The organism is Isoptericola sp. NPDC057191, assembly GCF_042670225.1.
GTDB lineage: Bacteria > Actinomycetota > Actinomycetes > Actinomycetales > Cellulomonadaceae > Isoptericola.
Window position 1 is genome coordinate 1 of record NZ_JBHUWC010000048.1, and the last position, 22,973, is coordinate 22,973.

The 22,973-nt window shown below is 76.4% G+C and carries 19 protein-coding genes; 9 read left to right on the forward strand and 10 right to left on the reverse strand.

Going from position 1 to position 22,973, the window contains the following annotated elements:
* Positions 1-59: 59 nt before the first annotated feature.
* Entirely contained in the window at positions 60-1,181 is a 1,122-nt protein-coding gene (locus ACFT55_RS08820; RefSeq protein WP_380243442.1) for a tyrosine-protein phosphatase, read from the reverse strand.
* A 210-nt stretch (positions 1,182-1,391) separates the two neighbouring features.
* On the opposite strand from ACFT55_RS08820, the gene ACFT55_RS08825 reads away from it, so the two are divergent.
* The gene (locus ACFT55_RS08825) at positions 1,392-2,306 is read left to right on the forward strand and encodes a phosphoribosylaminoimidazolesuccinocarboxamide synthase (RefSeq protein ID WP_380243460.1); all 915 of its coding nucleotides are present in this window, start codon (positions 1,392-1,394) and stop codon (positions 2,304-2,306) included.
* 16 nt (positions 2,307-2,322) lie between these two features.
* Here ACFT55_RS08825 and ACFT55_RS08830 read toward each other — a convergent pair whose 3' ends face one another.
* Positions 2,323-3,132 carry a septum formation family protein gene (locus ACFT55_RS08830; protein WP_380243443.1) on the reverse strand — a complete coding sequence of 270 codons (810 nt, stop codon included), beginning with the start codon at positions 3,130-3,132 and terminating at the stop codon, positions 2,323-2,325.
* Positions 3,133-3,354: 222 nt separating this feature from the next.
* Here ACFT55_RS08830 and purS point away from each other — a divergent pair, with 222 nt between their 5' ends.
* From purS to ACFT55_RS08845, 3 genes are read left to right on the forward strand one after another with little or no spacing between them, the layout of a single operon-like run.
* Complete coding sequence (gene purS / locus ACFT55_RS08835; protein ID WP_380243444.1) at positions 3,355-3,642, forward strand: phosphoribosylformylglycinamidine synthase subunit PurS; 288 nt, start codon at positions 3,355-3,357, stop codon at positions 3,640-3,642.
* On the forward strand, positions 3,642-4,361 hold the full coding sequence (gene purQ, locus ACFT55_RS08840; protein ID WP_380243445.1) for a phosphoribosylformylglycinamidine synthase subunit PurQ: 720 nt from the start codon (positions 3,642-3,644) through the stop codon (positions 4,359-4,361). The genes purS and purQ overlap by 1 nt, the downstream gene beginning before the upstream one ends.
* Positions 4,358-4,882, forward strand: coding sequence for a GNAT family N-acetyltransferase (locus ACFT55_RS08845; RefSeq protein ID WP_380243446.1), 525 nt, complete (start codon positions 4,358-4,360; stop codon positions 4,880-4,882). Before purQ ends, ACFT55_RS08845 begins: the two co-directional genes overlap by 4 nt.
* A gap of 69 nt (positions 4,883-4,951) precedes the next feature.
* Here the strand turns inward: ACFT55_RS08845 and ACFT55_RS08850 are convergent, their stop codons facing one another.
* The 3 genes from ACFT55_RS08850 to ACFT55_RS08860 all read right to left on the reverse strand — a co-directional run bounded on the left by ACFT55_RS08850 (position 4,952) and on the right by ACFT55_RS08860 (position 7,147).
* Positions 4,952-5,338 carry a VOC family protein gene (locus tag ACFT55_RS08850; protein WP_380243447.1) on the reverse strand — a complete coding sequence of 129 codons (387 nt, stop codon included), beginning with the start codon at positions 5,336-5,338 and terminating at the stop codon, positions 4,952-4,954.
* Positions 5,339-5,371: 33 nt separating this feature from the next.
* A complete protein-coding gene (locus ACFT55_RS08855) occupies positions 5,372-6,283 on the reverse strand; it encodes an LLM class flavin-dependent oxidoreductase (RefSeq protein ID WP_380243448.1) in 912 nt (303 codons plus the stop codon).
* Positions 6,284-6,346: 63 nt separating this feature from the next.
* Positions 6,347-7,147: an MBL fold metallo-hydrolase gene (locus ACFT55_RS08860; RefSeq protein WP_380243449.1), complete on the reverse strand. Its 801-nt coding sequence runs from the start codon at positions 7,145-7,147 to the stop codon at positions 6,347-6,349.
* Positions 7,148-7,268: 121 nt separating this feature from the next.
* On the opposite strand from ACFT55_RS08860, the gene ACFT55_RS08865 reads away from it, so the two are divergent.
* Positions 7,269-8,072, forward strand: a complete 804-nt coding sequence (locus ACFT55_RS08865; RefSeq protein ID WP_380243450.1) for a DNA polymerase beta superfamily protein — start codon at positions 7,269-7,271, stop codon at positions 8,070-8,072.
* Positions 8,073-8,084: 12 nt separating this feature from the next.
* Here ACFT55_RS08865 and ACFT55_RS08870 read toward each other — a convergent pair whose 3' ends face one another.
* The 4 genes from ACFT55_RS08870 to recC all read right to left on the reverse strand — a co-directional run bounded on the left by ACFT55_RS08870 (position 8,085) and on the right by recC (position 18,182).
* On the reverse strand, positions 8,085-9,158 hold the full coding sequence (locus tag ACFT55_RS08870) for an LLM class flavin-dependent oxidoreductase (protein WP_380243451.1): 1,074 nt from the start codon (positions 9,156-9,158) through the stop codon (positions 8,085-8,087).
* Between the two features lie 122 nt (positions 9,159-9,280).
* On the reverse strand, positions 9,281-11,242 hold the full coding sequence (gene recD, locus ACFT55_RS08875) for an exodeoxyribonuclease V subunit alpha (protein WP_380243452.1): 1,962 nt from the start codon (positions 11,240-11,242) through the stop codon (positions 9,281-9,283).
* Positions 11,239-14,772 carry a UvrD-helicase domain-containing protein gene (locus ACFT55_RS08880; RefSeq protein WP_380243453.1) on the reverse strand — a complete coding sequence of 1,178 codons (3,534 nt, stop codon included), beginning with the start codon at positions 14,770-14,772 and terminating at the stop codon, positions 11,239-11,241. The genes recD and ACFT55_RS08880 overlap by 4 nt, the downstream gene beginning before the upstream one ends.
* Positions 14,769-18,182, reverse strand: a complete 3,414-nt coding sequence (gene recC, locus ACFT55_RS08885) for an exodeoxyribonuclease V subunit gamma (RefSeq protein ID WP_380243454.1) — start codon at positions 18,180-18,182, stop codon at positions 14,769-14,771. The genes ACFT55_RS08880 and recC overlap by 4 nt, the downstream gene beginning before the upstream one ends.
* Before the next feature lie 250 nt (positions 18,183-18,432).
* Between recC and ACFT55_RS08890 the strand changes: the two genes are divergently transcribed.
* The 4 genes from ACFT55_RS08890 (at position 18,433) to ACFT55_RS08905 (ending at position 22,182) form a co-directional block, all read left to right on the forward strand.
* Entirely contained in the window at positions 18,433-19,146 is a 714-nt protein-coding gene (locus tag ACFT55_RS08890) for an ABC transporter ATP-binding protein (RefSeq protein WP_380243455.1), read from the forward strand.
* Positions 19,146-20,069, forward strand: a complete 924-nt coding sequence (locus tag ACFT55_RS08895; protein WP_380243456.1) for a hypothetical protein — start codon at positions 19,146-19,148, stop codon at positions 20,067-20,069. The genes ACFT55_RS08890 and ACFT55_RS08895 overlap by 1 nt, the downstream gene beginning before the upstream one ends.
* Before the next feature lie 128 nt (positions 20,070-20,197).
* A complete protein-coding gene (locus ACFT55_RS08900) occupies positions 20,198-21,526 on the forward strand; it encodes a sensor histidine kinase (protein ID WP_380243457.1) in 1,329 nt (442 codons plus the stop codon).
* Complete coding sequence (locus ACFT55_RS08905) at positions 21,523-22,182, forward strand: response regulator (protein ID WP_380243458.1); 660 nt, start codon at positions 21,523-21,525, stop codon at positions 22,180-22,182. Before ACFT55_RS08900 ends, ACFT55_RS08905 begins: the two co-directional genes overlap by 4 nt.
* Positions 22,183-22,214: 32 nt before the next feature.
* Here the strand turns inward: ACFT55_RS08905 and ACFT55_RS08910 are convergent.
* Positions 22,215-22,973, reverse strand: a 759-nt coding sequence (locus ACFT55_RS08910; RefSeq protein ID WP_380243459.1) for a tetratricopeptide repeat protein, incomplete at its 5' end; no start/stop codon positions are given.

A 22,973-nucleotide genomic window follows, 5' to 3' on the forward strand; every position in this document is an offset into this window, starting at 1 on the left:
ACGCGCGCGGAGCGGCAGGTGACGACCTGCCGGTCCGCGCTGTTGATCGGGGTAGAAGATCAGCCGACCAGGAGCTCCGCCCGGACCTCGCGGACGTCGCGTGCGCCGAGGCCGAGGCCCTGGCGCAGGTAGCCGCCGAACGAGCGGTACTCGTCGCGGACCTCGTCGAAGCCGGCGGCCAGGTACTCCGGGCGGACGTCCAGCAGCGGCCGGTAGATCGCGGCCTGCGCGGCCGGCATGGCCGCCAGGGCGGCGGCGTTCGCCTCGGCGCGGTAGTCGTTGCTCGCCAGGTAGTCGTCCTCGACGACGTCGTGCGGCACCCCGGCGGTCGTGAGGAGCGCCGCGGCGGCCCAGCCCGTGCGGTCCTTGCCCGCGGTGCAGTGGAACAGCACCGCGCCGTCGTCGGTCACGGCGTCGAAGAGGGACGTGTAGGCCGCACGCCCGGTGTCGCTGGAGACCATGGCGCGCTCTCCGTCGACCATCATCTGCGCGGCTGCCTCCGGGGTGGACAGGTCGGGGATCGTCGCGCTGCCCCCGCCGATCACGTCGGCCACCTCGTACCTGGCCCCGGCGGGCACGCGGTCGGGGGCCGTGGTGCGCTCCGAGTCGGTGCGCAGGTCGACGACGGTGCGCACGTCGAGGCCCTCCAGCGCGTCGAGGTCGTCGTCGCTCAGCCGGTCGAGGGCGTCCGACCGGTACGCCTCGCCCATGGCCACCCAGCTGCCGTCCGTCGTGCGGTAGCCGCCGAGGTCGCGCAGGTTCACCGTGCCGTCGAGGCGCACGAGCCGGTCCGCGAGCGTCAGGCCTTCGCCGCGGGCGGGGACGAGGCGGAACCAGCGGCGGTCCGCCTCGGCCAGGCCGCGGACGGTCACCGTGCCCGAGGAGCCGCCGCGCGCGACGACGCGCCGCAGGTCGACGTGGTCCCGGTCCGTCCCCGTGTAGAGGCGGACGTCGCCGGCCCCGCGCGGCGCGGACCAGGTGATGGTGAAGGAGCCGTCGTCCTGCGCGGTCACCGTGGCCGCGGTGAAGGGGATGCGCCCGTGCTCGGCGCCGGCGTGCGACGCGTGCTGGCCGGCGGCGGCGTGCGGGGAGCGGGGTGCTGCCGCGGACGCGGTGGCGGGGGCGACGGCCAGGGCCGCGACGAGCAGGCCGGCGGCGAGGTGTCGGGTGCGGGTTCTCATGGGGTGCACGGTGGACGCCGCAGGCCAACGGTCGGTGAACGGACGACGTTGTCCGGTGGGTCGCCCGATGAACTCCGTGCGGTGCCGTCTCCCGGACGGCGTGGCTGGCCTCCGGCGCCGGGTGCGAGACTGGGCGCCGTGACCGAGACGCACGATGTCAACCAGCCCGGTGCCGACCAGACCGACGCCTTCGCGGGCGGACCGCTCGACCTGCCGGGGTGGCGGCACGTCTACTCCGGCAAGGTGCGTGACCTGTACGAGCCGGACCTGCCGGCCCTGGGCGGCGTGCACCCGCTCGGGGACGTCGTCCTCGTCGTCGCGTCGGACCGCGTGTCCGCGTACGACCACCTGCTCGAGCCCGGCATCCCCGACAAGGGCGTGGTGCTCACCCAGCTCAGCCTGTGGTGGTTCGAGCAGCTCGCCGACCTGGTGCCCCACCACGTCGTGTCGACCGAGGCGAGCGCCGAGCCGGGCGACGGCCTGGTGCCCGACGTCGTCGCCGGGCGGGCCATGGTCTGCCGCCGGCTCGAGATGTTCCCCGTCGAGTGCGTGGCCCGCGGCTACCTGACCGGCTCCGGCCTGGCCGAGTACCGGGAGTCCGGCGAGGTCACGGGCATCGCGCTGCCGGACGGGCTGGTGGACGGCTCGCGCCTGCCCGAGCCGATCTTCACCCCCGCCACGAAGGCCGAGGTGGGCGAGCACGACGAGAACGTCCCGTTCGAGGAGGTCGCACGCCGGATCGGCGACGACGCCGCGGCGCGGCTGCGCGACCTCACGCTCGCCGTCTACTCCCGCGCCGAGGCGATCGCCCGCGAGCGCGGCGTGATCCTCGCGGACACCAAGCTCGAGTTCGGCATCGACCCCGTCACCGGCGCGACCGTGCTGGGCGACGAGGTGCTCACGCCCGACTCGTCGCGGTTCTGGCCGGCCGACGGGTGGGAGCCGGGTCATGCCCAGCCCAGCTTCGACAAGCAGTTCGTCCGCGACTGGCTGACGTCCGACGCGTCCGGCTGGGACCGGACGTCCGGGGCCCCGGCGCCCGCGCTGCCTGCCGACGTCGTCGAGCGGACGCGCGACCGCTACCTCGAGGCGTACGAGCGGCTGACGGGGGCACCTCTGCGCTGAGGCGCCCCCGCCCGCGCTACAGGCCGGAGCCTGCGACGCTCGCGTCGAGCTTCGACCCGTCGCCCGCCTGGGCGAAGCAGAGGAGCTGGCGGTCGCCGAGCGTCCACGACACCTCGTCCGGGCCGATGTAGTACGCCGCCAGCGTCGTCTCGGCGGGGTCGGACCCCACGTAGGACTCGAAGGCGGGCGCGCAGGTGTCCGAGAACGCCTGCTCGACGCCGGAGTCACCGGGGAAGTCGCCGCCGGGCAGCTGGGACACCGAGAAGACCTCGGCCGCGTGCGGTGCGGTGCAGTCGGCGGGGGTGATGTCGCCGACGGTCGCGGAGTCGCCGGGGTAGTCGAAGCACTCGCCCACCTCGTAGTCGAGCCCCGCCCCCTCCTGGTAGCTCTCCTGGTAGCTCTGCTGGACCGCGTCCTGGAAGTCGTCGTTGCTGGCGAGGAAGCCGACGAGGGCGACGACCACGATCCAGCCGATCGTGCTCAGGGCGCCCAGCACGATGCCCGCGATCGCGAGGCCGCGGCCCGACCGCGCCGGGTCCTTGGTGCGCACGACGCCCGCGATGCCGAGGCCCAGCGGGATCAGGGCCATGCCGAGGATGCCGGTGACGAGAGCCGCGATGGACACACCGTCGGTCTTGCGGGGCGGGGCGTAGCCGTACGGGGGCTGCCCGCCGTACGGGGACGACGCGTCGTACGGCGCCGGGGCGCCGGGTTCCGCGTACGGCGGCTGCGGGCTGCCCGGGGCGGGCGCGGTCGAGCCTGCGTCGGGGGTCGTGTACTGGTCGGGGGCGCTGCCACCGGAGGGCGGCGGAGTGGGTGCGGACATGCTTCCTCGGGATCGTGGCGGGGTCGGGTCACGCGGGGTCAGCAGCGCCGGCGTCCGGCAGCGTTCCGCGGCGTCCAGAGGCTAGCGTGCCGAGGGTAGACTCGTCGCGGAATCCCGCCGTCGTGCTCCCGCTCGTCACGCGCGCCCCTCTGGGCGCCGCCCGTGCCGGGATCCCGGAGCGGCGGCCGCCTGACTACCCGGTCACGATCCAAGGAGCACCCCGTGGGACGCGTCGTCGTCGAGGTCATGCCCAAGCCCGAGATCCTGGACCCCCAGGGCAAGGCCGTCGTCGGGGCGCTGCCCCGCCTCGGCTTCACCCAGTTCAGCGGGGTGCGCCAGGGCAAGCGGTTCGAGCTCGAGGTGGAAGGCGAGGTGACCGCCGAGGTCCTCGCCGCCGCCCAGCAGGCGGCCGAGACGCTGCTGTCGAACCCGGTCATCGAGGACGTCGTGCGCGTGGCGGACGCCGCCACCGACGCCGCGGGGACGATCACCGCCGAGGGCGTCGCCTGATGACCGCCGGCACGCTCGACTCCGCACGCATCGGCGTCATCACCTTCCCGGGCACGCTCGACGACCGCGACGCCTCCCGTGCGGTGCGTCTCGCCGGCGGGGAGCCGGTGTCGCTCTGGCACGCCGACGGTGACCTGCACGGTGTGGACGCGGTCGTCCTGCCCGGCGGGTTCTCGTACGGCGACTACCTCCGTGCCGGCGCCATCTCGCGGTTCGCACCGGCGATGGACGCCGTCGTCGACGCTGCGAAGGGGGGGATGCCGGTGCTCGGCATCTGCAACGGCTTCCAGGTCCTGACCGAGGCGCACCTGCTGCCCGGTTCGATGGTGAAGAACGACCACCTGCACTTCGTGTGCCGTGAGCAGGTGCTGTCCGTGGAGAACACGGCGACGGCGTGGACCAACCGCTACGAGCGCGGCCAGCACATCACGATCCCGCTGAAGAACCAGGACGGGCAGTTCGTCGCCGACGAGCACACCCTCGACGAGCTCGAGGGGGAGGGCCGCGTCGTGTTCCGCTACCAGGGCTGGAACCCGAACGGCTCGCGTCGTGAGATCGCGGGCATCACCAACGAGCGCGGCAACGTGGTGGGGCTCATGCCGCACCCGGAGCACGCCGTCGAGGCCGGGTTCGGTCCGGACGGCGACGCCGGCCCGCGCAGCGGCACGGACGGGCTCGCCTTCTTCACGTCGGTGCTCGCCGCCCTCGTCCGGGCATGACCGCGACCACCACGCTGCCGGCCGTCGCGGCACCCGACGACCTGGTCGTCGAGGTCGTCGAGTGGGACGACCCGGAGGCTGCGCGCCTGCGCGCCGCGCAGGAGGCGGAGATGGCGGTCCGGTACGGCGGCGTCGACCCCGCGCCCGCCATCGACCCGCGCTCGATCGTCGTCACGCTCGTCGCGCGGGTCGACGGTCGCGCCGTCGGCACGGCGGCGGTGCGGGACGTCTCCGGCACGGACGACCGCCGTGGCCGGGGCACCGCCCACCCGGCGGCGACGGGCGAGGTCAAGCGCGTGTTCGTGACCGCCGACGCCCGCGGGCTCGGCGTCGCGCGACGGCTCATGGCCGAGCTGGAGCGCAGTGCCCGTCAGGTCGGCTTCCGCCGCTTCGTGCTGGAGACGGGCACGGCGCAGCCCGAGGCGATGGGGTTGTACGCGGCGATCGGGTACGAGCCCATCGAGTCGTTCGGCGACCACTGCGGCTCCGAGCAGCAGCGCTGCTACGGCAAGCGGCTCTGACCGGGCACTGACCGGGGCACTGACTCAGGACTCGACTCCGGGCCTGGTCCGCCGCCGGACGTCGCGGGTTCAGCCCGCGGCGCCGGCGGACCACGCAGGCAGCTGCTGCAACGTCCAGGAGTTGCCGTCCGGGTCGGCGAAGGTGACGAACCGCCCCCAGGGCTGGTCGTCCACGCCTTGCGCCTCGATCCCCGCGTCCCGCAGGTGGGCCAGGGCCTCGTCGGCGTCGGGGACCACCACCTGGATCGCGTCCAGCTGACCCGGCTGCAGGCCGCCGCCGAGACCCGTGCCGAACGCGATCGAGCACGCCGAGCCTGGTGGCGTCATCTGGACGAACCGCAGCTCGTCGTTCACCTGCTGGTCGTGGTCGGGATGGAAGCCGACCCGCTCGTAGAAGTCCTTGGCCCGGTCGACGTCGCTGACGGGCACGTGGATGAGTTCGATCTTCCAGTCCATGACGCTGCTCCTTCGTGGGTTCTGCGGGATGGGTCAGGCGTGGTCGAGCAGCGGTCGCACCTCGCGACCGAGCAGCTCGACGAAGCCGGCCAGGTCGGGCTCGTCCGCGGTGGGCTGCACCGCGACCGCCGACGCCCCGGCCGCGGCGAGCCGCAGGACGCCGTCCGCGAGCGCGCGGGCGTCGCCGGCCGCGCCGATGCCTCGGCCGGGCTCCGCGCCCCACAGCGGCAGCTCGGCGTCGAGCCGCTCCTGGGCGCCGTCGCCGGTCGCGGCGATCAGGGTGGCGTAGACCTCCGGCACCGGCCGGCCCGCCGTCGCGGCCGCGGCGGTCGCGGCCTCGGCGGCCGCGCGCACGTCGTCGGGGGTGAGCGCGTTCGCGAGGATCACGCCGTCGCCCAGCTCCCCGGCGAGAGCGAGCGACCGGGGCCCGACCCCGCCCAGCACGAGCGGGACGTCGGGGGCGGGCCAGTCCAGCCGCACGCGGTCGAGGGTGACGTAGCGGCCGGTCGTCGTGACCTCGTCGCCCGCGAGCAGCAGCCGCAGGGCGTCGGTGTGCTCACGCAGGAGCGTCAGCGGCGAGTCCACCCGGACGCCGGCCTGGCCCATCCAGGCCTGGACGCCGTGCCCGACGGCGGGGACGAAGCGGCCCGGGAACATGCGCCCCAGGGTGGCGACCTCCATCGCGGTCACGGCGGTGCTGCGCAGCGGTGCCGGCATGAGGCCGATCCCCACGCGCACCCGCTCGGTCCAGCCCAGGGCCGCTGCGGCCGAGGCGACGCCGCTCTGCTTGAAGCAGTCCTCCCACACCCACAGGTCGTCGAGGCCCGCGGCCTCGGCGGCCGTGGCGAGCCCCCGCAACGACTCCGGGGCCGTCGTGGGGACGAAGGCGACGCCGAGCCGGACGGCAGGGCGGGCGTCCGGCAGCGGGGCGGGAGTGAGGGTCATGCCGCCATCGTGCCGTGCGCCTCCGACATCCGCTCCCGGCCGGCGCGGACCGTCCTCGGGGCGTCAGACCTTCTCCTCCCGCAGGTACGCGAGCTGGGCCACGACGGACTGCCGAGCGGCCCGCCGGACGGACGGGTCCACGTCGGCGTAGACGTGCGCGACGACGGCGTCCGCGACGTCCGGGCCGTCCGGGCCGTCGTCGGCATTCACGGCATCGCGGGCGTCGAGGCCCAGCTCTGCCAGGGCCGACCGCACCTGGGCGAGCCGTCCCAGCCGGTGGTCCCGGTAGGCGCGCACGGTGTCGCCTAGGTCCTCGACGGCGGGGCCGTGCCCGGGAAAGCCCACGCGGCCGTCGCCGACGCGCTCCAGCACGTCGAGGCTGGCGAGGTAGTCGCGCAGCGACCCGTCCGGCTCGGCGATCACCGTCGTGCCACGTCCCAGCACGGTGTCGCCCGTCAGCACCACCGGCACCGCGTCCGGCCCGGTGACGATCAGCGAGACCGAGTCGGCCGTGTGACCCGGTGTCGCGAGCACGTCGACCCGCAGGCCGGCCGCGTCGATCCGCTCCCCGCCGCGCAGGGGCTCGCCGCCGTGGCAGTGCGCCGGGTCGGCCGCGCGCACCGGAGCGCCGGTGAGGGCGTGCAGGCGCGCGGACCCCGCCGTGTGGTCCGCGTGCCCGTGCGTGACCAGCACGAGCTCCACCGGCCCGGCGTCGGCGAGGGTGGCGAGGTGCTCCTCGGCGTCCGGGCCCGGGTCCACCACGACGCACGACGGCGAGCCCGGGGCGCGCAGCACGTACGAGCGCGTGCCGTCCAGCGTCATCGGGCCGGGATTGTCCGCGCGGACGACGGTGACGTGGGGCATGGGGCTCGCTCTCGGGTCGGGGTCGCCGTGGACCCCGTCATCATCGCCCGGCCAGGAGCGTGTGGTCGAACGCCGCCAAAACAGCGGGCCACGAGGAGGCGCCACGATCTACGGTGACCCGATGCGCGCCGTTCCTGCCACCCTGGACCCTGCCGTCGTCGCGGAGATCGACGCGCGGCTCTCCGGCGTCGAGGCGACGCAGGCCGTTCACGTCCCCTGGGCGATCGAGTCCGGCAGCCGCGCCTGGGGCTTCCCCTCCCCGGACAGCGACTACGACTGCCGGTTCCTGTACGTGCGGCCCGCCGCGCACTACCTGTCGCTCTGGGCCGGGCGGGACGTCATCGAGACGCCCTTGGACGAGGTCTTCGACGTCAACGGGTGGGACCTGGCGAAGGCGGTGCGTCTGCTGGTCAAGGGCAACGTCACGCCGGTCGAGTGGTTGCGCTCACCCATCGTGTACCGCGGCGACCCCGGGTTCCGCGACCGGGTGCTGGCGCTGGCGGACGAGGTGCTCGACCGCGCTGCGGTCCGCCGCCACTACCTGCACCTCGCGCGGAGGCAGCAGCAGCGCACACCGTCGCTCAAGCGGTTCCTGTACGTGCTGCGGCCGGCCGTCGCCCTGCGCTGGCTCGCCGACCACTCCGAGGCGGCCGCGCCGCCGATGGACCTCCCGACCCTGGTGGCCGAGAGCTCGGTCCCGGCCGACGTCCGCGCGGCCGTCACCGAGGTCGTCGCCCTGAAGTCGGTGACGCGCGAGCTCGGCGCCGGTGACCCGCCCGCCGTCCTGGAGCGGTTCGTCGACGCCGAGCTCGACCGCGCGACCACGCAGGACCGGCTCGCCCGGGACCGCGACCTCGTGGCGGTACGGGCTCGCGCGGACGAGCTGTTCCTCGCCGAGGTCTCGTCGGTGCGGGTGGCCGCCTGACGCGGGCGGCGGTCAGGCGGCGAGGGCCTCGGCGAGCAGCTCGAGCGTCCGGACCCGACCGGGCGTGGCGTCCAGGGGCTCGGACTCGTACGAGCCCGCGACCGGCACCACCATGACCTCGTCCACGCCGTGACGCGCCGCGAGGTCGCGGAGCTGCGCCGCGGCCTGGTGCGGCTCACCGACCACCCAGCGGGCGCGCATGTCGGCGACGATCTGCTCCGCCATGGGGTCGAGCGGCTCCGCGGCCGACTGCTCGACAGTCTCGGCGCGCCCCATCGGCTTGCCGGTGCGCAGCCGCGCCATCGACCGCAGCTGCGGGAGCGCCCGCTCGTGCGCCTCGGCGGCGGTGGGCGCGACGACGACGTTCGCGGTGAGGAAGGTGCGCGGTTCCGGGTGGGCGGGGCTGGGCCGGTAGTTGTCGCGGTACAGGGCGAGGACCTGGTCGACGCCCGCGCCGGAGAAGTGGTTCGCGAAGACGTACGGCAGCCCGAGCTCGGCCGCCAGCCGGGCGGAGTAGTCGCTGGAGCCGAGCAGCCAGACCGTGGGGGAGCCGTCGGCGGCCGGGGTGGCGTGCACGTCGTAGAGGTTGCCGTCGCCGAGCCGCAGGGTGGCGCCGTCGGGGCTCATGAGGGCGAGGATGTCGCGCACGTGCTGGGGGAACCGTTCGACGTCCGACGTCGGGCCCGACTGCCGCAGCAGCGCCGTGACCACCGGGTCCGAGCCGGGTGCGCGCCCGATGCCGAGGTCGACCCGGCCCGGCGCGAGGGCCTCCAGCGCGGCGAACTGCTCCGCGACCACGAGCGGCGCGTGGTTCGGCAGCATCACGCCGCCCGAGCCCACCCGGATGCGCTGCGTGGCGGCGGCCGCCGCGGCGATCATCACCGGCGGCGTCGACGCGGCGACGGCGGGCATGTTGTGGTGCTCGGCGAACCAGTACCGCTCGAAGCCCAGCTCGTCCGCCCGGCGCACCAGCGCGAGCGAGGCGGCCAGCGCCTGGGGGCTGGACTGTCCGGTGCGGACCGGGACCAGGTCCAGGACGGACAGTCGGGGGGAGGTGGGCGCGGGGGTCGGGGCGTCGGCGTTCATCGCCTGGGTCAACCCGCGAGGGCCGGGTCGGTATTCCGTGACGCCCCTGACGTTGTGGGTACGCAGACGGCGAGAATTCGCGGACGAATTCTCGCCGTTTGCGTACCCACAGGCCCCTGGGGTCAGGGGAGCGGGTCGCGCAGGCCGCTCGCGCGCCGGACGGGCTGCGCGACGGCGGCACGCACGGCGTCAGCGGTGCCGACGACGCGCACGAACTCCTGGGCCCGGGTGACCGCCGTGTACAGCAGCTCGCGGGTGAGCAGCGGTGACGTCGGCGGCGGCAGCACCAGCGTCACGCGGCGGAACTGGCTGCCCTGCGCGCGGTGCACCGTCATGGCGTGCACGGTCTCGACGGGAGGCAGCCGGTGGGTGCGCACGCGCAGCGGGTCGCGCGGGTCGCCGAACGCCGCCACGACGCCCTCGCCGTCGGCCACGAGCACGCCCGTGTCCCCGTTGTACAGGCCGACGTCGGCGTCGTTGCTCGTCACCAGCAGGGGCCTGCCCACCACCCACGGCGTGCCCGGCGCGGCGGGCACCGCCGTCGTGCCGGCCGTCGCCTCCTCCACCCAGGCCTCGACCTGGGCCGCCCAGCGCGCCACGCCGACCGGGCCGCGACGGTGCGCCACCATGACCCGGTGCGCGGACAGCGCGTCGAGCGCGCCCGCCGCGTCACCGGCCTGCGCCGCGGCCACCAGCCGCCGTCCGGCGTCGACCGCGTCCTCGCGCAGGCCGGTCACGGCGTGCTCGTCCAGCCGCTCCGTGTCGGCCTCGACCAGCTCGACGCCGCCCTTGCCCGCCCGCAGGACGTCGAGCACCGCGTCGGCGTCGCCGTCCCGGATCGCCGCCGCCAGCGGCAGGATCGCGGAGTCCGAGCCCTGGCGGTGCACCGTGACGAGTCGCACGACGCCGTTGGCGAGGCCGTCGTGGTCCTCCGGGTCCAGGTCCCCGCCCCCGGGGCCGGCCGGCACCGGATCGGCCACGGGCGGGCGGGCGACCAGGTCGCCGAGGACGGCGCCGGCCTCGACGGACGCGAGCTGGTCGGGGTCGCCGACGAGCACTAGGCGAGCGTCCGGCCGCAGCGCTTCGAGCAGCCGCGCCATGAGCGAGAGGGGAACCATCGACGTCTCGTCCACGACGACCACGTCGTGCGGCAGGTGGTGACCGGCGTGGTGCCGGAACCGGGTGGCGCTGCGGTACCCCAGCAGCCGGTGCACGGTGGTGGCGTCGGGACGGCCCGTGCGCGCGCGGTCCTCCGGGTCCAGCGCGCCGACGACGTCGCGCACCGCCTCCTGCAGCCGTGCGGCGGCCTTGCCCGTCGGCGCCGCGAGCGCCACGCGCAGGCCCTGGCCGGTCGGGCTGTCGACGGCGACGTCCTGCAGCACGGCGAGCAGCCGCGCGACGGTCGTCGTCTTGCCCGTCCCGGGGCCGCCGGTGAGCACCGTCAGCCGGCGTCCGACGGCGTGCGCGGCCGCGAGCCGCTGGCGCACGTCGCCCGCCGTGGGGAACAGGCGCGCGAGCGTGGCGTCCAGCCGGTCGGCGCCGGGTGCCGCCAGCGGCGGTGCCTGCAGGCGGGCGTCCACCAGCCGCCGCACGGTGAGCTCGTCGCGCCAGTACCGGTCGAGGTACAGCCGGCCGCCGACCCACCGCGCCGGACGGTCCACCGGGTCGCCCGCCCCGACGGTCACCGCGGGGCTCGCCTCGATCGCCCGCACCCAGGCGGTGTGCTCCGGCCAGGGCGGCGGAGCGGTGCCGCCGACCCCGCTGGCACCGGCGGCACCGGCGGTACCGGCGGCACCGGCGGCCAGGTCGCCGCGGTCGGCATCCTCGGGGAGCGCGAGGGTCGCGAGCTCGTCCGGGTCGTCAAGGCGCACGCACACCGAACCGCCGCGCAGCGCCCGGACGGCGAGGGCGACGGCGAGCAGCACGGTGGCGTCGTCCTCGCCGGTGAGGCGACCGAGCCGGGACGCGACGTGCACGTCGGTCGCGGACACCAGGCCGGCCGCGTTGAACTCTCGCAGCAGGTCGGGTGCCGCTGCGGCGAGGCGGACGTCGCCGTCGGTGGGAAGGGCGGCGGTGGGGGTCATGCGTCGCCTCCGTCGAGCAGCGCGGACAACGCGGGCACCAGCCCCCGGGGCGGCACCCAGGACACGACGCCGTACGGTGCGCCGTCGGGCCCGACGGGCGTGGCGGGGCCGCACATGCCGCGCACGAACAGGTAGAGCCCGCCGCCGAGGTGCACGTCCGGGTCGTATCCCGGCAGCCGCCACGTCAGGTAGCGGTGCAGGGCGACGAGGTACAGCACGAGCTGGAGCGGGTAGTGGGCGTGCAGCATGGCGTCGACGGTCGCCTCGGGGCGGTAGTCGTGGGCCGTCAGCGGCGTGTCGAACGCGCCGAGGCGGTTGGTCTTGTAGTCGACGACGAGGAAGCGCGGCGCGTCGTCGTCGCCCGGGACGCGGAGCACGGCGTCGATGGACCCCGTCAGGTAGCCGCGCAGCGGGCGGGCTCCGGGGTCGGCCTCGGCCAGCTCCGCCAGCGCGGCGGGGTAGGCGGCGAACGCGTCGTCGTCGCCGAGGTAGCGGCCCAGCAGCGCGGCGATCCCGGCGAGGGTGGCGCCCTCGGAGGTCGCGTCGCCGTCGCCGCCGGCCAGGGGGAGCTCGAACTCGAGCTCGGCCAGCCGGTCGCGCGGGTCGACGTCGGCGAGGGTGCGCCCTGCGGCGAGCGGTCCGAGGGGGGTGCGCGCGACGACGCCGAGCGCCGCCGCGAGCTCCGCCGGGTCGGTGCCCGGCACCCGCGTGGTCGCCGCCGCGGCGCACCGGGCGAGCAGCTCGGCGTCGAGGTCGGGTGCGGCGGTGTCGGCGTACTCCAGCACCTCGTGCACCAGCGTGCCGAAGCCGGTGCCGGCGGGCAGGCCGGACATCGGGGACGGCAGGTCCGCACCAGGAGCCGCTGCGGTTCCTGGCGCACCGCCGCCGGCAGGGCGGACGGCGGTGGGTGCGGCCTCGGCCGGCTCGTCCTGGAGCCCGCCGCCCTCGGGCTCGGACTCCACCCCGCCCTGCTCGACGCCGGGCGTCGCCGATGCCGGGGCGCCGGGCCCGCCCACCCGCAGGGTGTGCGCCGCAGCGGTGAGCGCGGAGTACGAGGCCCGCCGCCACGTCTGGTCCGGTACGCGGTCGAGGTGGGCGACGTCGAGCGCGGGCTCCGCCTCGGCCGGCGGCCGCCAGCGTGCCGCTGAGGGAGACGCGGGAACCTCCTCGACGGCGATCGTGCCACCCGAACGCTGCGCGACCGCGCCGAGAGCCTGGCGCACGGCGTCGTCGCGCATCACCTGCTGCGAGGCGTGCGGTGCGGGCTCGCCGCCGAGCGTGCGCTCGCCCAGCACGACGCGTGTCAGCCCGGCCTTCGCGGTGTTCGCCTTCGACGGCGCCCAGTGCGCCACGACCTGGTGCCGGGCGCGGGTCAGCGCCACGTACAGCAGGCGCAGGTCCTCGCCGCCCTCCTCCCGTCGGTGCCGGTCGAGGGCGGCGTCGTAGCCGAACGACCCGGGGCCGCCCACGTGCAGGATCCGGCGGCCGTCGCCGGCGTGGAAGCGCAGCACCTCGGGCTGCCGGGGCTCGAAGCGGTCCCAGGCGAACGGCACGTACACGACCCCGAACTCCAGCCCCTTGCTGGCGTGCACGGTGACGACCTGCACGGCCGCCGCGTCCGTCTCCAGGCGACGGCTGCGCTCCTCGTCGTAGTCCTGCGCGGCCTCGCGGATGCGCCGCCGCAGCCACGCGGTGAGTGCCGACGCGCCCAGGCCTTCCGTCACGGCGGCGACGTGCAGCACCTCGCCCACGTGCCGCAGGTCGGTGAGGTGGCGCTCGCCGGTGCTGGTGCGCATGAGCCGCTCGGCCAGGCCGTCGCGGGTCACCGCCTCCTGCAGCGCCGCCACCCCGCGCGCCCACAGCAGCCGCGACCAGCGTCGCACCGTGTCGGCGAGGGCGTCGTGCGCCGCGTCGTCGGCGGTCGCCAGACGCGCGGCGTCCCACCCGACGAACGGCGTGAGCGCCAGCGCGGCTGCTCGCCCGTGGGCCCCCGGCTGCTCCAGCGCGGCGAGCAGCGTCAGCCAGTCCCGCGCCGACGGCGTGGCGAACACGCTCGACAGCCCGGACACGACGGCGGGCACGCCGCGCTTCGTGAGCTCCGACCGCACGGTCTCGGCCTGCACGTTCGTGCGGGTCAGCACCGCGACGTCCCGCGGCTCGAGCGGCCGCCAGCCCGGGCCGTCACCGTCCTGGGCGGGCCTCGGGTCGTCGCCGTCGTCGAGCAGCCGGTCGCGACCGAGACGTGCGGCGATGTCCGCGGCGACGTCGGCGGCCACGAGCTGGCGCGGTGGTCCCACGGGCGGCGTCTCCCCGGGGGACATGCCGAGCGCCGAGCGCGTCACCTGCCGCAGCCGCAGCGGCGCCCCGCCGTCGAACCGCGACCCGCGGTGCGCCGCCTCCACGGGCCGCACGACGATCCGTTCGTCGCCCAGCGCCGTGCCCCCCAGCACGGTGTCCAGCGCGCGCAGCAGCGGCTCGTCGCTGCGCCAGCTGGTGCCGAGCGTGGCGACCGAGGTGGCGTCCTGCTGCGCGTCGAGGTACGCGACCACGTCCGCGCCACGGAACGCGTAGATCGCCTGCTTGGGGTCGCCGATGAGCACCAGGGTGCGGTGACCGTGGAACGCGGTGCGCAGGATCTCCCACTGCACGGGGTCGGTGTCCTGGAACTCGTCGACCATGACCACGCGGTACCGGGCCCGGACCCGCCCGGCCGCCGTGGCGCCGTGCACGGGGTCGGCGAGCGCGTCGCGCAGCATCACGAGGAGGTCGTCGTAGTCCAGCAGGTGCTGTGCGCGCTTGCGCCGCAGCGTCTCGGTGCGGGTCTCCAGCGCGACCGCCTGGCGCAGCGCGCCCGGGGTCGTCGGACCGCCGCCGGTCGGCTCCGCGGGCTCCACGACGGCCTGGTGGTCGCTCACGGCGGCCCGGCCGAGGTCGGCCGCCATGGTCGGCGTGAGGGCCGGGTGGGCCTCGTCCGCGAAACGGCGCACGTACAGGTCGTCGGACACCTCGCGCACGAGGTCGGCGACGTCCGCGACGAACGTGGCCGCCGGGTCGACGTCGGCCGCGATGCCCAGCGACGTGAGCATCTGCTGGCAGAAGCCGTGCGTCGTGGTGATCGTCGCGGCGTCCAGCTGGGACAGGGCGGCCGTGAGCCGGGCGCGGCGGCGACTCAGCTCGGCCGCGTCGACGTCGGCGAGCAGCGCGACGACAGGGTCGGGGTGTGCGGCCGGGTCCGGGCCGCGCAGCGCGCGCTCGGTGCTCACCAGGCGCTCGCGCACGCGGTCGCGCAGCTCGGAGGTGGCCGCCCGGCCGAACGTGACGAGCATGAGCTCGCGCAGCTCGGCGCGCCCCTCGGCCACGAAGCGGGTCGCCAGTGCGGCGATGGTGAACGTCTTCCCGGTGCCGGCGCTCGCCTCGAGCACCGTGGTGCCCTCGGGCAGGGGGCCGCAGACGTCGAAGACCGGCCGGTCCTGAGCACCTGCCAGCCCCGCGGCGTCGGTCCCGAGCCCGGCCGTGCTGCCCGCCGTCATGAGGTGCCCTTCTGCTCGTGCGCCAGCAACGGGTCCCACACGCGCCGGGCGAGCGCGCCCAGCCGCGAGGGCTCGTCGGGGTAGCGGCGCCGGTCCTCGTCGTCCGGCGTGCCCGCGACGGTGTCGAAGGTCGCCGCGTCTCCCCACACCATGAGGTGGTACGGGTCGGTCTTCTCGAAGCCGCCGCCCCAGGTGTACCGCGCCTCGCTCGTCGCCTGCCCGGGGTCGCCGGCGCCGCCGGCGCGGGAGGCGGCGTAGGCGTGCGACGCCTCGGGCGGCAGGGGCAGCGGCGCGCGGGTGGCCGCGGCTCGGAGGGCGACGAGGTCGTCGAGCAGCCGTGCGGCCTCCGTGGCGTCCGGCGCCTCCAGCAGGCTCCAGGCCGCCTTCGCCCCGCGGCCCGGTGCCCGGCCGACCGTCCCCGCGTGCCACCGCTCGCCGTCCGGCAGGCTGTCGGACGCCGCGAGCGCGAGCGTCTGCACCCAGGCGCGCAGCCGGTGCTTCGGCCCGAGCTTCGAGTACTCGGCGCGCACCACCCGGCCGCCGTGCACGCCCGGCACCGTCCCGGTGACGAGGATGCCGGAGGGCAGCGCGGCGGACACGTCGACCGCGCGCGCGGGCTCGTCGGCACGAACCTGCCGGGCCAGGACCTCCACGGGCTGCACCCGCTCGACGACGTCGCGCAGCGCCGTGCGGCCCAGCTCGCGCGGCGGCGCCTGCCCGCGCCGCCACTCCGCCTGGAAGGCCCGCCCGGGGTCGGTGCCGCCGAGCACCGAGGTGAGGATGCGGTCGCCCGCGCCCCACGCCGCGAGCGGCGGCATCGAGAGGGGCAGGCGGTCGTCGACCTCGTCCTCGTCCTGGGCGATCCGGACGTCGAGCGTGGTCCGCAGGAACCAGCGCACCGGGTGCTCGAGCATGGCGACGAGGTCGTCGAGGTCGACCTCGGCGGGCGCTGCGGCGTCGAGAACGAGGGGCTCGGGGACGAGCAGGCCCGGCTCGGTGCGTTCCGCCCGACCGGCCACCGCCCCGCGGTACGCGGCGGCGTCGAAGCTGAACGGGCCGGGGGAGCCCAGCTCGCCGGCCTCGAAGTTGCGCTCGCCCACCACCTGGAGGGGATGGCGCACCACGACCTGCCGCCGCACGGGACCGCCGTCCGCGGCGGAGCCGACCCGGTCGAGCGCGTCCAGGAGCTCCGCGACGGGCACGGAGGGCGGCCGGTCCGCGCCGGTGCGCTCGTCCGCGCCCGAGTGCAGCACCACGAGGTGCTCGCGGGCGGCCGTGAGGGCGTCGAGGAAGATCTGCCGGTCCTCGCTGCGGCGGTCACGCTCGCCCAGGCAGGCGTCGCGCGCCAGCAGGTCGTCGCCGTCGGGCGTGGCGGAGCGAGGGAACGCGCCGTCCTCCATGCCGAGCAGGCACACGACGCGGTGCGGCACGGCGCGCATCGGCTCCAGGGAGCACACGGTGAGAGCCCCCGTGCGGAAGCCGGCGCGCGTGGGTCGGCCAGCCAGGCGGTCCGCGAGCAGCGCGCGGACGTCCTCGAGCCGCAGCCCGCCGCCCGCGGTGGCCGCGGGCCGCCCGGCCCCGGCCGAGCGGACGTCGCCGAGCACCCGGCGCGCCTGCACCGACTGCCAGGCGTCGTCGGGCGCGGGGTCCGTGAGCAGCGTGACCGCCCGGTCGAGGGTGTCGAGCCAGTGCTCCAGCGGGTGCGTGCCGTCCAGGTCGGCGAGCAGCCCGCTCAGACGCGTCACCAGCTCCGCGAACCGGCCGGCGACGTCCACGTCGGTGGACCCGACGTCGTCCAGGGGCAGGGCCGGCCCGACGAACCGGGAGTCCTCCTCGGCCATCGCGACGCCCAGCAGCACGCGGTCGAGCGCCGCGTCCCAGGTGCCCTGCCGTACGCGCGGGTCGATGCCGAACCGGGCGCGGCGCGACCCGTCCTCGCCCCAGCGCACGCCCACCTCGACGGCCCAGGTGCGCCAGCGGTCGAGATCGTCGTCGGAGAGACGGAAGCGGCGCCGCACGGGCTCGGTGGTGGCCAGGTCGAGCACCTCGGAGGCGGTGACGCGTCCGTCCGCGAGGCGCAGCAGGGTCGACAGCACCCCCAGCACGGGGTTCACGACGCCGGGCCCGCGGTCGGCCAGGCTCACGCGCAGGCGCTGGCCGGGGTGCACCAGCGTGACGCCGTCGGGCGCCGCGCCGAACGTCGCCGTCACGAGCGGGGCGAAGGACTCGACGTCGGGGCACATGACGATGACGTCGCGCGGCTCGAGCGTCGGGTCGGCGGCGAACAGGCCGGTGAGCACCTCGCGGAGCACCTCGACCTGGCGGGCGCGGCCGTGGCAGGCGTGCACCTGGACGCTGCGGTCGGCGGGGTCGACGGTGTGCGCGGGCGCGTCCGGGTCGTCCGCGCGCAGCGCCGCCTGGAGCGCGCCGAGCAGGCTGTCGGGCGGGGGCGGCGCCGGGTGATGGGTGACCGTCGTCGCGGGCCCCTCGGTCGCGGTGTCGAGGACGCCGGACAGCCGCAGCTGCAGCTCGACGGAGTCACGAGCGGTGGACGCGAGCAGCGCATGGTGCGCGGTGGGGGGCACGTCGGCCCGCCGCGGGCCGGCGACCGCGCCGTCGTCGGCCAGGGCGGCGACGGTGTCCCACAGGACCGGGGAGGGGTGCGGCAGCCACAGGTGCACGTCGCGGTGCAGCGCGAGCGCGCACAGCACGCGCCGCTGGTCCTCCGGGAGGCGGGTGGGGCCGAAGACGGAGAGCCGGGCGGGCAGGTCGACGGCGGCGGGGTCGGCGCGCAGCGCCTCGACGGCGGCGCCGAGCACCTCCGCCGGGTCCGGGGCGTCCACCCGCCGGCGCACCTGTCGCCACAGGCGCGGCTGCCACTCCAGGTCGCGCGGGACGGGCGTGCCCGCGCCGTCGTCCTCCCCGCCGGCGAGCCAGCCGGCGAGCAGGGCCGGGCGCTGCTGCGCGTACGCGGAGAAGAGGTCCGCGACGCGCTGTGCGAGGGCGAGCCGGCGCGAGCGCCGCACGCCGTCGTCGGCCTCCCCGACGTAGCGCGCGAGCGGGGCCGCCCACGCCTCGTCCAGCGCTGCGTCGATCGTCTCCAGCACGGGCCATACGAGGCGTGAGCGCCGCCAGGGGTCGTCGTCCCGCTCGACGCCGGTCACGGCCGTGACCGCGGACGCCACGAGTCGCGACGGCGAGGAGAAGTCCACGTTGGCGCAGACACCGGCCCCGGACGGACCATCGACGCCCAGCCGGTGCGACAGCCGCTGCGCCAGCCAGCGCTCGATGCCCCGCGTGGGCACCGCGACGACGTCGGGGACGAACGGGTCGTCCGGCGGCACGGCGAGCACGTCGGCGAGGGGGGCGACGAGCGCGTCGGAGCGCTCAGACCGGTGGACGTGCAGCACGTCGGCCAGGTTACGGGTCTGCGCCGACAGCAACACGCCCTCATCCACAACCCGCCCCCCAGGCTGCCGAACAGGTGGTTGTGCACGCTCTGAGCGCTCTTCACGTGGACAACCACCTGTTCGGCAGGGCGGGCGGGTTCCTCCGAAAGGCGCAACGCAGGTTCCGCCCTCCGCCTCAAGACCCGCCCGCGCCGGCACGGAAGGCTCGCAGGTGTCGGCACAGCACGCCGGCACGACGAGGGAGGGGCGGATGACCACCATCCGGATCGACGGGCTGCACAAGTCCTACCGCGGCTTCGAGGCCGTGCACGACGTCGGGTTCACGGCCGCGCCGGGGCGCGTGGTGGGGCTGCTGGGCCCCAACGGCGCAGGCAAGAGCACGACGCTGCAGGTGCTGCTCGGCCTGACGCGCGCGGACGCGGGCACGGCCACGTTCGACGGCCGCCGCTACGCCGACCTGGAGCACCCGGCGCAGGTGGTCGGTGCGCTGCTGGACGCGGGCGGCCTGCACCCCGGGCGGACGGGCCGCGACCACCTGCGCGTGCAGGCCGCCGCGTCGCGCCTGCCCGCCGACCGGGTCGCGGCGGCGCTCTCCGCCGTCGGCATGACGCCCGCCGCGGACCGTCGCGTGCGTACCTACTCGCTCGGGATGCGGCAGCGGCTCGGCATCGCGACCGCCCTGCTCGGCCGGCCCCGCGTGCTGGTGCTCGACGAGCCCGCCAACGGCCTCGACCCCGCCGGGACGCGGTGGCTGCGCGAGCTGCTGCGCGCGTTCGCCGACGACGGCGGCACCGTGCTGCTGGCCAGCCACGTGCTCGCGGAGGTCGCGCAGGTGGCCGACGACCTGGTCGTCATCGGCCAGGGCCGCGTCGTCGCGGCCGGGCCGCTGAGCGAGCTCGTCACCGACCGGAGCCTCGAGGACGTCTACCTCGACCTCACCGCCGCCACCGAAGGAGTGCGCTGATGTCCCTCGCCGTGTTCAGGGCCGAGCTGCTCAAGCTGCGCACCACCCGGACGCCGTGGGTCGTCGCCGCGGTCGCGGACGCCGGCATGGTGCTCACCCAGGTCCTCACGCTCGTGCTGCCCCGCACCCTGCGCACGATCGAGGCGCTGAGCGGGTCCGACGCCGGCCTCCACGTCGGGGTCCAGGCCCCGCCGGACGTCACGGCCGACGTCATGTCCACCCTCGCGGCGGCGACGGACCTCGGCACGCCCGACGCCCAGCGGGCGCTGCTCGACCTCCTGGGCGGCGGCCCCGGGTCCGGGTCCAGCGGGGTCACCGCGCTGTGCATGCTCCTGCTCGGGGCGCTCGCGGCCACCACCGACTTCCGCACCGGCGGCATCGTGCCGACCGCGCTCGCCGTCCCGGACCGGCTGCGGATCCTCGCGGGCAAGGCGGGGGCGACGGCGACGGCGGCGCTCGTCGTCGGCGCGGTGCTGGCGCTGGTGACGGCGGTCGGGCTGGTCCTCGCCGTGACGACCACGCCGGGAGCCGCTCTGGCGATCGGCCCGGGGGAGGCGCTCGCGGTGTGGGCGCGAGGGCTCGCCGTCATGGTCCTGCTCTCCTGGCTGGGGCTGGGCATCGGTACCCTCGTGCGGGGGCAGGTCGCGGCGGTCGTCGTGGTCGTGGCGCTGTCCCTCGTGGAACCGATGGTCCAGGCCGCCGCGCTCGTCCTCACGGGCGGCGCGACGACGGCGACGTCGTGGCTGCCGATCACCCTCGGCTCCCTCGCGTCGGCGGGACAGGGCGCAGCCCAGCTGTTCGGTGCGACGTCGGACGCCGGGGCGGGCGTCGGCGCCGCAGCGGCGCTGGCCGGGCTGCTCGCCTGGGCGGCCGTGCTACTGGTCGTCGCGGGAGCGGTGTTCCGCCGCCGCGACCTGGCCTGACCGCGGTCCCTGCAGAACCTGCACGCGCATGCCGCCCCGCCGCACGGACGTCGTACCGTGTGCCGGGGCGACATGCCGGAAGTGACATCCACACCGCCCCGTCCGCTCTCGACCCTGACGGAGGACCTGTGCTCGACGCGCTGCGACGGCGGCTCGACGCCTGGGGCGTCCGGACGGCCACGAGCCGCGACGCGCTGCTGGGCGCGGTGGTCGGCGTCGTGTCCGTGGCCCTCTTCCTCGCCGTCCTCCAGGTCGTGTCCTCGGGGCTCGGGGAGACGCTCGGGGCGAGCGCGTCGACCGACTCGATGAGCACGGGCGCGCGGGTGGCCGCGTGCGTCGTCCTCGTGGGGCAGTCGATGGCGCTGACGCTGCGCCGCCGTTGGCCCGTGCTGTGCCTGGCGCTCACCCTGCTGGGCCAGCTCGCGCTCGCCCCGCTGCTCCCGCCGTTCGTAAACTTCCAGGCACCGGCAGGCCTCGTCGCCGCGTACTCCGTCGGCGTGCACGCCCCGCGGCGGCCCGCCCTGGGTGCGGCGGCGGGTGCCGCCGTCGTGCAGGTGCTGCTCGGCTACGTGCTCGGCGGGCCGGCGACGGCGGCCGAGCTCGGCGTGCCGGTGGCGACGCAGCTGTGGGGCGGCCTCGTGTCCGCGCTCGTCACCTACCTGGGCGCCGCCCTCGTGGGGGCGTACCTCGGCACGCGCCGGGAGCTGCTGGCCCAGCTGCGGGCACGGGTGGCGCAGGCGGAGCGCGAGCGCGAGGCGCTCGCGGCCCAGGCGGTGCTCGCCGAGCGCGGCCGCATGGCCCGCGAGCTGCACGACGTCGCGGCGCACCACCTGTCCGGGATCGTCGTGCAGGCCGCCGCCGCCGAGCGGCTCGTGGACGGCGACCCGGAGCGTGCGCGGGAGTCGCTGCGGTGGATCCGGGCGCAGGGCCGCGAGACGCTGGAGAACCTGCGGCTCGTCGTCGGCATCCTGCGCGACACCGGGACGGGCGACGACGTGGCGCCGTCGGCCCCGCAGCCCACGCTGGCGGACGTGCCCGCGCTGCTCGACCTCGCCCGCAGCACCGGCACCCGGGTCCAGGAGACGCGGCGCGGCGAGCCGTTCGACCTGCCGCCCACGGCGCAGCTCACCGTGTACCGGGTGCTGCAGGAGTCGCTCGCGAACGCCCGCCGGCACGCGCCGGGCAGCGCCGTCGACGTGGAGACGGCGTACGACGAGGACGGGCTGGAGGTCACCGTCCGCAACGGGCGCGGCGACCTGTCCGCGGTGTCGCCTGCCGACGGGGCGGACGACGTCCCCGGCCACGGCGTCATCGGCATGACGGAGCGGGCGGAGCTGGTCGGCGGTCGCCTCTCGGCGCGGCGCACGTCCGTCGGCGGCTGGCAGGTGCGGCTGACCCTGCCGCGCTCCGACGACGCCGGGGCCCCGGCAGCACGCGTGGCGCAGGAGGCCCGGTGACGCGCGTCGTGCTGGTCGACGACCAGGCCGTGGTGCGCGCCGGGTTCACGGTGATCCTCGAGAGCGAGGGCCTGGAGGTGGTGGGCGAGGCCTCGAACGGGGCGGACGCCGTCCGGGTCGCTCGGCGCGAACGGCCCGACGTCGTGTGCATGGACGTGCGGATGCCTGGCGGGGACGGCATCACCGCGACGCGCGAGCTCGCCGGCCCCGGGGTCGCCGAGCCGGTGCCCGTGCTGGTGGTGAGCACCTTCGACCTCGACGACTACGTCTTCGGGGCGCTCGAGGCCGGCGCGTCCGGCTTCCTCCTCAAGGACGCCGAGCCGGACGTGCTCGTCGACGCCGTGCGCCGCGTCGCCGCCGGGGACGGTCTGGTGGACCAGACCCTGACCCGCCGCGTCATCGACGAGTTCGCGCGCCGACGCGGCCCGGTGTCGCCCGACGCGGCCGCGGTCGGCCTCCTCACCGGCCGGGAGCGGGAGATCGTCGCGCTGCTGTGCCGCGGGTCGTCGAACGCCGAGATCGCGGCGGCCCTGTTCCTCGAGCCCAGCACGGTGAAGTCGCACCTCAGCCGGATCATGACCAAGACCGGCGCCCGCGACCGCGTGCAGCTGGTCGTGTGGGCGTACGACTCCGGCCTCGTCGTGCCCGGAGCCTGACGACGGTCAGCCGCTGCCGGCGTCCGTGATCCTCAGGAGGTCGGGGCGTGGCCGTGCATCGAGAAGTCGAGCCGCCCGGGCAGCGGCGCGCCACCGGCCGCCCGCTCCCACAGCGCGGCGACGAGCGACTCGCCCTCGCGCAGGTTGGCGGGGACGACATCGTCCGTCTCGAGCACGCGCCGGGCCGCGAGCCGCTCGTCCAGGCCGAGCAGCGCCTCGACCTCCGCGAGCCGGAACCGCGCCCGCTCGGACCGGGTGGCGCGGGCGGGCGGCTGCCGGGACGCCTCGCGTGCGAGGTGCCGGGCCCGGTCGTGGCGTCCGGCGTCGAGCAGGGCACGCAGCGTCTCCAGCACGAGGGCGGGTCGCTCGGCGGAGTCCGGGCCGGCGAGCGCGAGGGCCGCGTCGAGCTCGCGGACGGCGGTGTCGACGTCTCCCCGCCGCCGGGCGACGTGGGCGAGCGCCCGGTGCGCGGCGGCGCTCGGCGCGGCGTCCAGGGACGCGACCAGGTGCCGTCGTGCGGCCTCCGGGTCCCCGTCCACGTGCTCGAGGACGCCGAGGTGGTAGTGCGCGAAGGCGCCGCCGTCGCGGGCGGCCTCGGCGAGCCGGTCACGCCAGTGGCGGCCGCGCACGTGCGCGCGGGCGTCGACGGTCGCGGGGACGTGGTCACCGGTGACGAGCGCCTGCCACGGGCGGTGCGGCCCGTCGGCGACGTCGGGGAACGGCGTCGCGGTCTCGTCGACCCAGCCCGCGGGGCCGCGCAGCAGGGCCTCGACGTGCCCCCAGCCGGACCC